Annotated in this window: 12 protein-coding genes; 4 read left to right on the top strand and 8 right to left on the bottom strand. The window is 62.2% G+C overall.

Annotation, left to right across the window (positions count from 1 at the left end):
• The first annotated feature begins 273 nt into the window (after positions 1 to 273).
• Positions 274 to 1,677, top strand: a complete 1,404-nt coding sequence (locus tag J2W46_RS12100) for an L-lactate MFS transporter (RefSeq protein WP_310068820.1) — start codon at positions 274 to 276, stop codon at positions 1,675 to 1,677.
• A gap of 10 nt (positions 1,678 to 1,687) precedes the next feature.
• Positions 1,688 to 1,816, top strand: a complete 129-nt coding sequence (locus J2W46_RS12105) for an MFS transporter small subunit (protein ID WP_020068039.1) — start codon at positions 1,688 to 1,690, stop codon at positions 1,814 to 1,816.
• Between the two features lie 74 nt (positions 1,817 to 1,890).
• Here the strand turns inward: J2W46_RS12105 and J2W46_RS12110 are convergent, their stop codons facing one another.
• The 3 genes from J2W46_RS12110 to J2W46_RS12120 form a co-directional block, all read right to left on the bottom strand.
• Positions 1,891 to 4,749: a YadA-like family protein gene (locus tag J2W46_RS12110; RefSeq protein WP_310353966.1), complete on the bottom strand. Its 2,859-nt coding sequence runs from the start codon at positions 4,747 to 4,749 to the stop codon at positions 1,891 to 1,893.
• Positions 4,750 to 5,134: 385 nt separating this feature from the next.
• Positions 5,135 to 5,560 carry a DUF3830 family protein gene (locus J2W46_RS12115; protein WP_027777418.1) on the bottom strand — a complete coding sequence of 142 codons (426 nt, stop codon included), beginning with the start codon at positions 5,558 to 5,560 and terminating at the stop codon, positions 5,135 to 5,137.
• Between the two features lie 500 nt (positions 5,561 to 6,060).
• Positions 6,061 to 6,984 (bottom strand): AraC family transcriptional regulator, encoded by a 924-nt coding sequence (locus J2W46_RS12120; protein ID WP_193610991.1) that lies wholly within the window; start codon positions 6,982 to 6,984, stop codon positions 6,061 to 6,063.
• A 175-nt stretch (positions 6,985 to 7,159) separates the two neighbouring features.
• On the opposite strand from J2W46_RS12120, the gene J2W46_RS12125 reads away from it, so the two are divergent.
• A complete protein-coding gene (locus J2W46_RS12125; protein WP_027804632.1) occupies positions 7,160 to 8,155 on the top strand; it encodes a helix-turn-helix transcriptional regulator in 996 nt (331 codons plus the stop codon).
• Between the two features lie 80 nt (positions 8,156 to 8,235).
• Here the strand turns inward: J2W46_RS12125 and J2W46_RS12130 are convergent, their stop codons facing one another.
• Both J2W46_RS12130 and J2W46_RS12135 read right to left on the bottom strand, forming a co-directional pair.
• Entirely contained in the window at positions 8,236 to 8,997 is a 762-nt protein-coding gene (locus J2W46_RS12130) for an ABC transporter permease (RefSeq protein WP_020068034.1), read from the bottom strand.
• Positions 8,994 to 9,920: an ABC transporter ATP-binding protein gene (locus J2W46_RS12135; RefSeq protein ID WP_310353973.1), complete on the bottom strand. Its 927-nt coding sequence runs from the start codon at positions 9,918 to 9,920 to the stop codon at positions 8,994 to 8,996. Before J2W46_RS12135 ends, J2W46_RS12130 begins: the two co-directional genes overlap by 4 nt.
• 413 nt (positions 9,921 to 10,333) lie before the next feature.
• On the opposite strand from J2W46_RS12135, the gene J2W46_RS12140 reads away from it, so the two are divergent.
• Entirely contained in the window at positions 10,334 to 10,687 is a 354-nt protein-coding gene (locus tag J2W46_RS12140) for a hypothetical protein (RefSeq protein WP_310353975.1), read from the top strand.
• Positions 10,688 to 10,880: 193 nt separating this feature from the next.
• On the opposite strand, the gene J2W46_RS12145 is transcribed toward J2W46_RS12140, so the two are convergent.
• From J2W46_RS12145 to J2W46_RS12155, 3 genes are read right to left on the bottom strand one after another with little or no spacing between them, the layout of a single operon-like run.
• Positions 10,881 to 12,536, bottom strand: a complete 1,656-nt coding sequence (locus J2W46_RS12145) for a tannase/feruloyl esterase family alpha/beta hydrolase (protein ID WP_374726822.1) — start codon at positions 12,534 to 12,536, stop codon at positions 10,881 to 10,883.
• A gap of 26 nt (positions 12,537 to 12,562) precedes the next feature.
• The gene (locus J2W46_RS12150; protein WP_310353978.1) at positions 12,563 to 13,669 is read right to left on the bottom strand and encodes an OpgC domain-containing protein; all 1,107 of its coding nucleotides are present in this window, start codon (positions 13,667 to 13,669) and stop codon (positions 12,563 to 12,565) included.
• Positions 13,612 to 13,965, bottom strand: coding sequence for a hypothetical protein (locus J2W46_RS12155; protein WP_310353981.1), 354 nt, complete (start codon positions 13,963 to 13,965; stop codon positions 13,612 to 13,614). The genes J2W46_RS12150 and J2W46_RS12155 overlap by 58 nt, the downstream gene beginning before the upstream one ends.
• Between the last annotated feature and the right edge of the window lie 201 nt (positions 13,966 to 14,166).

Below are 14,166 nucleotides of genomic sequence, written 5' to 3' on the forward strand. Positions count from 1 at the left end.
GTACCTCAAGTTGACTCGTTGGCTGCCGCGATGTGACAGATCTCCGTCGCATTTCCTCGGGCAATGCCTTATGCAGTTCTATCTCATATTGCCAACCCGGGCCTGCCGCCCTATCGTTCGACCAAGCAAGTTTCCAGCGAAATTTGCGCGCGTTCATATGAAGCCCAGCCGCATATATGAACCAGCATCCCGTAGCAATTTTTACGCCGCCAACACTAAAGCATTCGGTCTGATGCGCCGATAACAAAGACTTCGCTTTCCGGGAGACCGACCATGAGCAGTATCACCGAGCCGCAGCACAATTCAGGCTCCGCGCCATTCTTTTCCAAGGAAGCCACCATCGCAAAACCCGGGTTTTCGCGCTGGATGGTTCCGCCCGCGGCACTTGCCGTTCATCTCTGTATCGGCCAGGCCTATGCGTTCTCCGTGTTCAACGGCCCGCTGACCAAGGTTATCGGCATCACGCAATCCACTGCGGACGACTGGTCGCTGACCTCTCTCGGCTGGATTTTCTCGCTGGCGATCGTATTCCTCGGTCTGTCGGCGGCGTTCGCCGGCAAATGGCTCGAACACGTCGGCCCGCGTCGCACGATGTTCACGGCTGCCTGCTGCTTCGGCGGCGGCTTCCTTATTTCCGCGCTGGGCGTGTACTTGCACCAGATCGTGCTGCTGTATCTCGGCTATGGCGTGATCGGCGGGATCGGGCTCGGCTTGGGCTACGTATCGCCGGTGTCGACGCTGATCCGCTGGTTTCCGGACCGCCGCGGCATGGCGACCGGCATGGCGATCATGGGCTTCGGCGGCGGCGCGATGATCGCGGCGCCGCTGTCCGTCGCGCTGATGAATCACTTCCGCAGCGCAACGAGCATCGGCGTAGCTGAAACGTTTATCGTGCTCGGCATTGTGTACTTCATCTCGATGTCGATCGGCGCGTTGGCCATTCGCGTGCCGCCGGCAGACTGGAAACCGGCAGGCTGGACCCCGCCGCAAACCTCGCAGCAGAAGATGATCACGCGCAACCACGTGCACATCGACGAGGCCCTGAAGACGCCGCAGTTCTATCTGATCTGGCTCGTGCTGTTCCTGAACGTCACTGCAGGCATCGGCATTCTCGGCCAGGCTTCGGTCATGATCCAGGAAAGCTTCAAGGGCACCGTGACGGCGGCCGCCGCAGCCGGCTTTGTCGGCCTGTTGTCGCTGTTCAACATGGGTGGCCGCTTCGTGTGGGCATCGGCTTCGGACTGGATCGGTCGCAAGAACACCTACTTCATCTTTTTCGTGCTTGGCGCGGTGCTGTACTTCCTGGTGCCGAGCTTCGCCGCGTCCGGTCAGATGGCGCTCTTCGTGCTGGCCTACTGCATCATCCTCACGATGTACGGCGGCGGCTTCGCGACGGTGCCCGCCTATCTCGCCGACATGTTCGGCACGGCATTCGTCGGCGGCATTCATGGACGTTTGCTGACCGCGTGGGCCGCGGCTGGCGTTGCGGGCCCGGTGCTGGTCAACTACATCCGCGCCTATGAAGTCGCGCACGGCGTGGCAAAAGCCGACGCCTACACGATGACGGTTCACATCATGGCCGTGCTGCTGGTGATCGGCTTCATCTGCAATCTGTTGGTCAAGCGTGTGGACGACAAGCATCACATGACCGACGCACAAGTCGCCAAGGGCGCATAAGGAGACTCGCATGTCGACCGTTCAACCCGTACACCCGACCAACAAGGTCAAGCTCGCCGTATTCTGGCTGTATGTGATGGTTCCCCTTGCGTGGGGCGTGTACAACACGCTCGCGCAAGCGATGAAACTGTTCCAGTAAGCCGCACCCGCACCCCGCCGTTTGCACGGTGGGGTGCCCGCCACCGGCACCTCTCGCCGCCTGGCTTCACCTTCTCACCACTGATACGCGGCGCCGGCGCCCACCGAGGTCGTCACCGAGCTAATGCCCGCGCTCAGCTTCACCTTGAAATTCTGCGCGACGCGCGCCGACAGGCCTACCGCCACCGCCTGATACCCCATGTAGCCCGCTGTGCCCACGCCGATTGCGAGGTTCTTCGTCGCATCGACTTCGGGAACCATGTTCATCGCCATTGCCGAAGCCGTTCCGGCATAGGCGCGCCGGGCGAGATTCCCCATGCCGCTTTGGAACTGCTGCATGTTGACGGCGTCGCCCGCCGCCTGTCCCGGCGCGAGGTTGGTGATACGTCGCTCGTTGCCCGACGAGCCTACGGAGACTGTATCCGGCTGATCCGCGACCGCCCCTTCGCCAAGCGCGACCGTGTTTGCAGCCGATGCTTTCGCGCCGCCGCCCAACGCCAGCGAACCGTTTCCGGTCGCCTGCGGAGCTTCCGCGGAACTGTTAACGGCCATGTAGGCGTTGCCAGTGGCCGCATAGTTCTTGACGCTCTTGTCGATGCTGCTGATCTGCTGGTTGGTTTGCCACAGCTGCGAGCCGGTGACCGCGTCGCTGCTGGTTGCCGAGACCTCGCCGTTCTTCAGGTTGGTCAACTGCACCGTTGGCGCACTAGCCGATATGCCGCCGAGCGTCACCTTGTCATGGGCCGAACTGTCGTACTGAAGTGCGTTTGCGACCGTTCCGCCGATGCGGCCGACCGCGCTTTGCAAGCCGGCGATATCACCGCTGTTCTGCGTGACGCGGCCATCGAGATTGCTGAGCGCGCCGCCGACAGTGTTCACCACCTGGCCGCCCACCCTGTACGACGGCGCGCTAATCGAGCCGTCGGCATTCACCGTGGAGCCGCCGCCTAGCGCCGTGGCCGTACTCGCCGCCTGCGCGAAGAGTTGCGAGCCGTTGACCGCCTCAGTACTCGCCGCATTTAGCGAGCCCCGCGCGACGCCGGTCACCACGCGATTGCCCAGCGTGCCCGCCACGCTGATTGCCCGGCCGTCCGCCAACGCGCCGATCTGAATGACGCGCGAGGCCGGATCTTGCGTTACGAGGCCAATGCCGCCCACCTCGACTTTCTGCTGCAAGGTGGTCAACCCGTTGTCGAGCGAGCCGAGCGCATCGCCGACGTTGCTCTGCGTCCTGCCTTGCACGTGATACGACGGAGCAATCACCGAACCGTCGATACCGATCTGTGCGCCGCCGCCAAGTCCGGCCACGACCGGACTGAACTGCGCGAAGTTGATCGCCGACGTGTCCGTGCGGCCCGCCGCGACGCCCGTCAATTGGCGTGCGCCGCCGGTGCCCGCAAAATCGACGCGTGCGCCATTCGTATTCTGTCCAACGCTGATGATGCGCGACACCAGGTCTTGCTGGACGACCCCGATCTCGCCGTTCGTGATCTGGTTCGCAACGTTTGTGAGGTTGCCCTCGAGCGTGGTGGTGCGCGTGTCGAGCCCGGCGATCTTCGTTGTGTTCACGTTCACGCGCTGATCGAGATTGGCGATGTTCGTTGTGTTGGCGCCGACGCGCCCGTCGAGGGTCGCGATGTTGTCGCTGTTCAACGCGATCGCCCGATTGGCTGCAAACAGTTGCCCGCCGTTCACTGCGTCCAAGCTGTCGCTCGTGAGCTGCCCAGCGCTGACGTTGGTCACGCGAACCGGCGCGCCGGCGTTGCCGAGCGTCATGCTGTCGTGCACGGAAGAGTCGTATTGGACCGAATTGGCGGTGGCCGCCGCGATCGCGCTCGCACCTGCCGCCGTACTCGTCGCGGTACTGGTTGCAACGCTCGTCGTGACTGCTGCCGCCAGGGCCGATCCGACGTCGCCATATGTAACTCCGCCGATGTTGTAGGCAGGGGCCTTTGCGGTGCCATCTACATTGACCGCCGACCCGCCGCCCAGCGCCGCGGCCACACTCGCCGCGTTGCCGTACAGCTGCGCACCGTTCACGGCGTCGGTGCTCGACGCGCCGATCGCGCCGCGCGCCAGACCGGTGACCGTGCGGTTGCCGTTCAAGCCCGCTACGTTGACCCGAATACCTGTAGACGACGGCCCAACCAGGATGTCGCGCGTACCGAGATCCTGTTTGACGAGGCCGATGCTGCCGGACACGATTTGCGACTGCAGCGACGTGATGCCCGCGTCCAACGAAGTAAGCGCGTTGCCCACGGTGGTTTGCGTGGCAGACTGCACGTAGTACCTCGGGCCGACTGTCGAGCCGCTCGCACTGACCGATGCGCCGCCGCCCAGTGTCGACACGACCTGCTTGAGCTGCGTCACATTGACCGCCGACTGCGCTCCGGTGCCCGCGGCAACGCCGACCAGCTCACGCGCCCCGCCGAGTCCGCTGAAGTCCACGGAACGGCCGTCAATGCCTGCGCCAACGGTGAGATTGCCTGTACCGAGGTCCTGCCGAACCAGCCCGATCTGGCCGTTGTCGAGGTTGCTGGCAAGGCTGGAAAGGCTTGCCGAATTCTGCGCTACCGCGTCATTCGTTGCGTGGAGTTGCGCGCCTGTTACCGCGTCGGAACTGTTCGCGTTCAGCGCAGCTTGCGCGAGGTTGGTCAGCTTGACGGGAGTGCCCGAGTTGCCGAGCGTCACCATGTCATGCGCTCCGCTATCGTAGAACAACGCGTCGGCCACATTCGCGCAGCCGGCTGGCGCGCATTCCTGAGCGCCAGCCGGCTGCGCAAACACCAGCGCGCCGACCAGACCAGCGCTCGCAGCGGCCACGGCCCGGCATACCGAAGCGCATCTCGCGCCGCCGCTTTTCGCTGCTTCAGACGCCGCCACATACACGCGCCTCGCTTCGTTCCATACAGTTTTATAGGTCTTGTTCAACATTCCTCCCACTCGGAATCGATTAATCTTTGCCAATATTTTCTTATGTCATCCTAAGTATTATTTGCAATAAAGAGACTCAGGACGCCCCGGATTAACCGGCAAACAAGGCTTAAACCGCGAGTGTGCAGTCGCCTCCAGGATTCGCGAATACGATTAATCCTAAAAGCTAATTTTTAGCTTTAATTAGCTAAAAGGCATAATGCGATTCAGACGAAAACTGCCAAATTTCTTAATCCCGAATCTGCGTAATTAAGCGGCTTTAAGTGGAATGCTGAGAGTGGCCGAGAACCGGCCTGGAAGAAATACGAGCCAGTCAATGCTGGCTCATAAGTAGAGAACTGTGGCGCTGCGAATGTCGCGGCGCGGTGCCAAATGTTGGGAGCGCTCAGATCTTTTCGAAGAGTACGTCTTGCGCGCCTTCCCACAGCACTTTGACGCCGACTTCGCGCAAGTTCTCCTTGCCTTCGACGATGGTCAGGAAATGGTTGCCCGCAAGCTGCCCCATCTTGCTCGCGAAGCAGCACGAGCCATAGGCGATGAGGAGTTCCGTTTCGCTGTAGCCGCCCGGATAAAACAGAATGTCGCCGACCGACGGATGGCTCGTGTGATTCTCGAAACCGACCACCGCGCCGTCGTTCTCGAGCTTGAACTCGCCGAGCGGCACCCAGCAGCCTTCGCCACTCCAGCGCACATGGATGATCTTCTGCCGGTACGGCAACAGCTTCAGGAAGGCGGCCACGGTTTGCGGCGCGTCGGGATTCGTTTCGGCGATAAAGACGTGGCCGCAGGAGGTGATTCGAAGTCGGGTCATCGCTAGGTATCCGGTAAGTCGGTGAGGTGAGGATGAGGATGGTCGGTCGGATGCGGCTCGGGCCAAGCCGTGGGCCGGTCATTCTGTCGTCCCGTGCAAGGCTTAGACAGATACAGTTCGCAACCCGCCTGTCAGGCCAGTTCGACCCGCAACGCCCGGCGCCAATCGCAGCGTGCGCGGGTGGAGGCGGCACCCCCGTGCCAGATTCGCTCTCCGTGGCGCCACGAATGTTCGTAGTTTGCAAGCCGCGCAATGCACAGCACACTTCGAAAGGTGCGTGATTCCTACAGACGGCATTCCGGCTAAGCCTTCCCTTGCACGGCGCAGTCGACTGGCCGCCAACCCAAAGCGCGAACGAAAGGCGCAGCGCCGCCAGGCTTCGGAGGGCGTCGCTTGCACCTGCGAGTGCAGCGGTCCCCGTTTCTCACCGGCCGTTGCCGGAACCCCGCCTACGGCTACACTGTCCACTTGCCCGCCGTTGCTGGCGCGCCATCCGCCTGTCAGCCGCGCAGCCGGTAGCCAAGCGGTGTGACGCCGTAATCGCGCTTGAACTGTACGGAGAAGTGACTGGCATTCTCGTAACCAACCGCAATTGCAATCTGCAGCACCGTCTGATCGGTCGAACGCAGCAGCTTCGCCGCTTGTTCGAGCCGCAAGCGCGTCACGTACTGGTGCGGGGTTTCGCCAGTTTCACGGCGAAACACGCGGGCAAAGTGGAAGCTGCTTAAACCAGCCTGCGCGGCGAGATCGCCAATGGCCAGATCCGCGCCAAGATTCGCGCGTATGTAGTCGGTCACGCGGCGGATCCGGCGCGGTACCAGCCGTTCGGGCTGCGCGAGGCGCGCCGTCCCCGCTTGCCGGCCGCCTGAATAATGTTGAAGAAGATGCGCGGCAAGCGCGTGGATCAGCGCATCGACATAAAGCCGCGAGTCGGCCGGATCGCTGGCGGCGCGGTGCAATGCGTTCAGCATGGCTGCGACCAGCGGGTCGCGGAACCGCATTGCGTCGCTGAGCGATAGCTCGCGGCGCGATCCGTCGAGCTCCATCTGATCGGCCACGCTGTCGATCAGGCTGCGCTCAATATGTAAATGGACGGTCGACAGCGGCTTATCGCTGATCGAACGCCACCGCCAGGAGACCGGCGCGGGCGGCACGTACCAGACGTCGCCCACTCGAAGGTCGGCGCTTTCCCAGCGCCCGTTCAGATTGCGCTCGAGATGCTCGGCGCCGCTCGCGAGCGTCATCAGCGTGAGGTCTTGCAGACCGGGTGCTTCCAGCAGTTCCTGCTCGTCCGGTTCGAGATAGGAGCGCAACACCAGGTGCCGCCACGGGCGATCCACGCTCGACACCAGTTTTTGGCCCGCCATGTAGCGGTCGTAGGCAAGCGTCGTTGTCAGCTTTGGAATTCGTGTCATCACGTCCATTCCCAAGGAGGTGCCGTATGCAAATGAGAGAACTCTGTCACACCCGCGTTACCGGTCGGCTGTCAGCGCAAGATCGCGAAAATGATAGCAAGGAACCGGCTACCGCAATTTTCGGAAATAGCTAATCATTAGGGTGTCGTCTTTCACGCGTTTCGAACGCCGGAGCTACCGTTTCATGGAACACGAATGCGATACGCTGCCGCATTGGCTGACCGGTTCGCCGCAGGGCGAATCCGGCCATGCATCCGCAGCATACAACCCGGCGGTCACCGCACAACCGGCCTACCCGGCCGGCACGCGGCAGCCCGCCAAGTCAGCCCACGCGGCTGACGCATCGATGGTATCGAGCCGCGCGGCAACAGGCGCGGCGCCCGCTGGTTTCCTGACCCTCTTCACCGAGGAGGAGATCGGCACGCCCGCGCCCGCCGCACGGCGCGCGCCCGTCATCAGTCCGCTGGTGCGTTTTGGCAGTGCGCAGGACCGCATCGAATTCGTGCGGCAACGCATCAGGCAACTGGGCTTCAACTCGTTCAGCTATACGGCCACGCGCACGTTCGCGCATCGCAAGACCATGTTCGTGCTGACGAGCTACGAGTCGCAAAGCTGGCTGACGCGCTATTTCCGCGAGCGCTATTTCGAACTCGATCCGCGCGTGGCGCTGGCCTCGCCGACCGGCATGCCGTTCCTCTGGAACACGGTCGACATGCGCGCAGACCTGCCGCGCGCGCAAATGCGCAGCGAGCGGCTCGGCGGCCTGATCGACATGCTGGAGGAGACCGGCCGGAAGAGCGGCATTCTCACGCAGATGCCGCTGCCCGAGCCGGAGTTGAGCGCGAGCCTGTGCTTCAATTCGGAGATCGGCAATCCACGCTGGATGACCGAATCGATCGTCGCGGAAACGCTGATGTTCGCGCACACGATTCATGAATTCATCTGGACGCACGCGAAAAGCGTAATCGGCATGACGCCCGAGCAGCAGCGCGTCACGCTGAGCGAGTTGCAGCACGCGGTACTGAAGGCGGTGGTTCAGGGGCAGCGCGACAAGGAAATTGCGTACTTCCTCGGGCTGTCGCCGCATAACGTCGACTATCACCTGCGGCGTCTGCGGCAATTGTTCAATGTTCGCAACCGCGTGCAGCTGATCAATGTTGCGAAAGCGTACGTGTCGTAGACCGGGGCGGTGTTGCAGTAACTCATGCGAACGGCATGACGGCGAGCGCCGTCATGCCGTTCTCTTATCAGCAGAAGTAATCAGCTCTTGAGCCGGTAACCCGTCTTGAAGATCCACGCAACGATCGCAAGAAACACGGCCAGAAAGAGAGCCGTCATAGCGAGGCTCACCTCGACGTTGACATCCGCGAGACCGTAGAAACTCCAGCGGAATCCGCTCACCAGATAGACGATCGGATTAAACAGCGTCACGACTTTCCAGAACGGCGGCAGCATGTTCACCGCATAAAAGCTTCCGCCGAGAAACGTGAGCGGCGTAATGATCAGGAGCGGAACCAGTTGCAGCTTCTCGAAGCTATCCGCCCATATGCCGATAATGAACCCGAGCAGGCTGAAGGTAACCGCCGTCAGCACGAGGAACAGGATCATCCAGAAAGGATGCTGCACTTGCAGCGGCACGAACAGGCCCGCCGTCGCGAGAATGATGAGCCCGAGCAGGATCGACTTGGTCGCCGCCGCGCCCACGTAGCTCACGACGATTTCCAGATACGACACTGGCGCCGACAACAACTCGTAGATCGTGCCGGTGAAACGCGGAAAGTAAATGCCGAACGACGCGTTCGAAATACTCTGCGACAGCAACGACAACATGATCAGTCCGGGCACGATGAACGCGCCGTAGCTAATGCCGTCCACTTCCTTGATACGCGAGCCGATGGCCGCACCGAACACGACAAAGTACAGCGATGTGGAGATCACCGGCGCGATGATGCTTTGCATCAGCGTGCGCCAGGTGCGCGCCATCTCGAACTTGTAGATCGCGCGAATGGCGTAGAGATTCATTGGTTACCTCGAAGCAGACTCACGAAGATGTCTTCAAGCGAACTCTGCGTGGTGTGCAGGTCCTTGAAACGGATGCTGGCGTCGTCGAGCGCCTTCAGCAGCGCAATGATGTCGGTGCGGCCGCCGTCGCCTTCATACGTGTAGATCAACTCGTTGCCGCCCTTCGCGACGTCGAGGCCGTAGCCTGCGAGCGCCGCCGGCAACGCGGAGAGCGGGGTTTCCAGCTGCAGCGTCAACTGCTTCTTGCCGAGCTTGCGCATCAACTCGGTTTTCTCTTCGACGAGCATGATTTCGCCGCCGTTGATCACGCCGATGCGGTCAGCCATCTCCTCCGCTTCGTCGATGTAATGCGTAGTGAGGATGATCGTCACGCCGCTTGCCGCAAGCGAGCGCACGAGCTTCCACATATCGCGGCGCAATTCGACGTCGACGCCCGCCGTGGGTTCGTCGAGGAACAGTACGCGCGGTTCGTGCGACAGCGCCTTCGCGATCAGCACGCGGCGCTTCATGCCGCCGGACAGCGTGATGATCTTGCTATCGCGCTTTTCCCACAGCGACAGGTCGCGCAGCACCTTCTCGACATACGCGGGGTTCTTCGGCTTGCCGAACAGGCCACGGCTGAACGACACGGTCGCCCATACGGTTTCGAACGAATCGGTGGTGAGTTCCTGTGGCACGAGCCCGATCAGCGAACGCGCGCCGCGATAGTCGGCGGCGATATCGCGGCCGTCGACCGTCACGCTGCCTTCGCTCGCGTTGACAATGCCGCAGACGATGCTGATGAGCGTGGTTTTGCCCGCCCCGTTCGGCCCCAGAAGGGCAAAGATTTCTCCCCGGTTGATCGCCAGATTGATGTTTTTTAGCGCCTGAAAACCGCTGGCATAGGTTTTCGACAGATTCGTGACTGAGACGATTGGCTGCATGGATTCGACGATGGCAGACACCGCTGTGAAAGTGGAGAAAATGACGCGCAAGCGCGACCGCACCCGCAATGTAATGGAATCTGCGAAAGCGTGCAGCGAAAGGATCGCGCCGCGGTGGAAGCCTCCTCGACGGTGCATGCTGCGATTCTCGCCGCCGAGGCCTTCGCTGCGCTGCAAGAAAGTTCGGTTTCCGTAGCGATATCAGCTGGGCGCAACGGCAATGAGAGCGCCGGTCCAAGACGTGCATAACGCATGGCCCGCGCCGTCCCAGGAACGCGTCATGCTCGACTCCTCGCCACGCTGCTGCGCCGGCGCACCTAGCGCCGGCACTTAAGGCACAGTGCTTGCGGCAGTCCTGGCATGTGAGTGCGACGCGCTCGCGTGACATCGATCGACTCTAATGGAGATGAACCATGAAACGCTTTACCAAGACGATTTTCGCTTCGGCGCTAGTAGTGGCACTCTCGGGCGGAGCCTTTGCACAGGCGGGCGGCGGTGCCGGTGGCGGCGGTTCGGGCGGTAACGGTGTGGGCGCCGGCGGCGGCACGACGGGCGGCGCAGGCGGAACTGCAACCCCGGGTGTGGGCCCCGGCACGATGAAGCACCCGGGCGACTCGGGCTATGGCTCGCCGGGCGTGACCGGCACCGGTGGCGGCATGGGCACGGGTACCGGCGCGTCGCCGAATAGCGCGACCACCAATCGCTCCAGTAACGGCATGAGCAACGGTACGGGCAGCACCAACGGCACGATGAAGAACGGCCAGTAACGAAGGTCGATGTTCGTGCAGCTTTTAACGCTGCACGAGTGGCGTTAAGAAGGACGGCGGTGCCGCTGCGCGGCATCGCCGTCCTTTTGTTTTTCGAGCCGCGCTGCGACGCTTGCAACCAGTTAGTGGATTTTGCAACGGCTCCAATGTAAAGAAGTCGCGCGTTGCATCGAAGCGGAATCGCAGAACATGGTCAGGGTTCCGTGCACACGAAGCTGCTTGCGAGATTCACATTGCCCTTGCCCGCATAGCGTGGAAACAGCGGATAGCGGCACAGTGGGCGCGAGCGTCCATTGGTCGCCGCGGCGATGTCGGTGGCGATCAAAGTCTCCGGCGACGCGCCGCGCGTCACCCAGCTATCGAGCGCACCGAGCAGGTCCACCGAAGGAATGAATGCGCCGCTACCGTGCTGAAAACCCGGCACCATGTAAAGACGCATGAACCGATTGACCTGGTCCACGCCGTAGCGATCGACCAATGCCTGATGGTAAGCAATCGTCTGATTCGGGCTAATGACTTCGTCGGCGAGACCTTGCAGCGTAATGAGCTTGCCGCCGCGCGCAATGTAGCGCGCAACGTCCGGATTCATCGCGCCGATGGTTTCGGAGAGCGCTGTCAACTGTGCGCGATATTTGCCCGGACGTTGCGGGTCGAATCTGAGCGAGTCGAAGCCCGCGTCACGCGCAACGAAGTAGCGTATGTAGCCGTCGCCTTGCGCGAACAGATAACCGTTAGCAAAAAACCTGGGCACGGCGAGACGCTCCGCTTGATGTCCCAACCCGAGCGAGCCTGTCAGGTGCGTACCTTGGAACACGTTGTAGCCGCGATAGCCGGCGACATCCCAGGCGAGTTTGTACGGCAGCGACAAGCCGTCGCGCATCACCATCAACGTGGCGAGTTGCGACTCGCTCAGGCATTGCTCGTTCGAAGGCGGGCGTCCCGCGCAACGCAACGACTCGATGATTTCCGATTCATGCTCGCGGCATGCGGGGACGTCGCTCACAATACCGTCCGTGGCACCGTCCAGCCTGTCGCAAACGCTGAGCGTGCGTTGATAGACCTGCTCCAGCAGCAACGGCGGAACATAGCCGCCCGGCGTTGCATATTCCGCCTGGCCGAGTTTGACGCCGATCAGGCGAACACCCGAAAAGTTGAGCGCGGGCGAATTGGCGATCACACCGTCGTAGTCGTCGGGAAAGCGCTGTATCACCGTGTAGCCTTCGCGGCCACCCGTTGAGCCGCCGCCAAAGTACATTCGCTGCGGCGGCCGGCCGTAAGCGCGCGCGATCAGTGCAAGCGCGGCGTCGTGTGTCTTCTTCAGATGCGCATAGCCGAAGTTCGTCACGGCTTCGTCGACGAGACCGAACACCGCGAGCGAGGAATCACCGACATGTCCGGAATCGTCGCCGAAGGTCGCATAGCCTTGCGCGAGCGGCGCGCGATCCGGCGAGAACGGCATCACGCCCGTGCCGCTCACCACGACGCCGTTATAGCCCCCTCCGCCGATTTGCAGCGCGCGGCCATTCCAGCGCCGCGGGAGATTCAGGTCGAAGCGGATGTCGGGTGTAGTCGCTTTGAGCGCCTTGATGCGACCCGTGATGCGGCAATACTCGCCGCCTTGCTGATTGCCCGGCGCGGTTGCGCCGACCATCGACGCGCTCTCGATCTGCGCGCCGGCCGTGGGCAACGCGATCACTTCCGGTGGCAACATGGCGCCCGCGAATTCGGCGCAACGCATGGCGAGCGGCGCATCCTTCTGCGCGGCGAACACCGTATGAGCGCCGGGCCCGAGCAGAGTACCGGCGATGGTGGCCGCGAGCGCGCAGGCGCGAACACCTGAAGTTCGCATGAAACGCATGCGGCGCGACAACGCCCTCATCCGCAACGCGCGCCGCTCGCAGCCGCACGCAACTGCTGTCCCTTCCAGCCGTGCCAGCCGCGCGCAAGCATGAGCAGCGCACCAATGGCGACGAAGTCTCCGGCCAGTCCGATCAACACGCCGCGAAAACCGTGAAACGTATGCGGCGTCGCTGTGTCCACGATCAACGACACCAGCGTGCCGCCGACAAAACATACGAGCCCGGTCCGGCCCACGGTGACCACGGCGGGCAACCGCTGCGCGAGCCACGCTATGGCGCCCATGCGCACGAGACGCGCGGCAAGCCAGGCAATGACAATGAAGTTGATCACGCGATCCACGGAAAGATTCTGTTTAAGGGTGCCGGCCAACGGCTGCGTCAGCACGAACAGTTTGACGGCGGCAAACGCGAGCACTGCGGCAATGGCGGCGCGCGTGAACCAGCGCGCCGCCTCGCCAGCATGAAACTGCTCGCTGATGGGTGCGAGCCGGCACACAATGCCGAGCACGAACATCAGTTGCCATGCAAACGGATTAAAAGCCCACTCGGCCATGTCGTCAATGCTCAATAGCCCGGCCAGCGGCCGCGCGAGCCACCACACAACCGTGCTGAGCAGGAGCGCCGCGATGCGCGAGCGCAGCGCCAGAGGCACCACGAGGGGCACGCAGAGCGCGAAGAACAGGTACATCGGCAACACGCTCGACAGGTAGGGCTGCCGTCGCAACACCGCGATTTCAAACGTCTGATGCAGCGGTTGCATGGCGAACGGCGGCCAGCCGGTAAGCTCGACCATCGGGTGATTCAGTCGCAGAAATGCGAGCGCCGCGCCCGAGAGCAGCGTGAGTACTGCCGTCAACAGATAAGCCCGGTAGATTTCCCAGCAGCGTCGCACGAAGCGCAGCTTGGCGGCCCGCTCTCCGCGGGCCGCAACCACCGCTGTGTATGCCGCCGCCGACGCGTAGCCGCCGAGGAACACGAACACCTCGGCCGAATCGCACAATGCGTACGCATGCAGCATCAGACGAGAGAGCGTGCTGCTGGGCATGTGGTCCAGCACGATGACGATCAGCACGACGCCGCGAAAGAAGTCCACTTCCAAGGAGCGTCCGCGGCGAATTTCCATTCATGTTCTCGCAGGAAAGTTATCCAGCAACGCGTCAAGATATCGCCTTCTTGCCGATGCCGTGCGGTCACGTTGTATGTGCTGACAAGCAGCCTGTCTTTCGGGGCGCCGCGCTGGCAATCTGAAATCCGCTTGTCGGCATGCGGTAAGAGTGATTCGCCGCGCATTGGATTTGCAGCAACTTTTGCGGCTTCGGTGTGGAACGAGCAAAGACGGCCGACTCGCGTCGTAGAAAAAAATCGGCTCATCGCACGATGCGATTTTTTTCGCTTTTTTTCGTCGTAGGATGAATTCATGCATGACCGTCGGAGTTCGCGTAACCCGCGCGACAGGTTTCTCCGCACGGCGGCCACTCATGTGGACCGGACACGCTTGCCCGCCGACCTGCGTCCGGCGGGCGCGTTGAGCGTCAGTGCGACGCCTTCTTTTTGCCGCTGCTCGTTTGCGTGATCGAGCTTTCATTTGCGCGGCACCGGTCCTTCCATTACCGACCTGAA

Source organism: Paraburkholderia strydomiana, from assembly GCF_031456815.1.
Classification (GTDB): domain Bacteria; phylum Pseudomonadota; class Gammaproteobacteria; order Burkholderiales; family Burkholderiaceae; genus Paraburkholderia; species Paraburkholderia caledonica.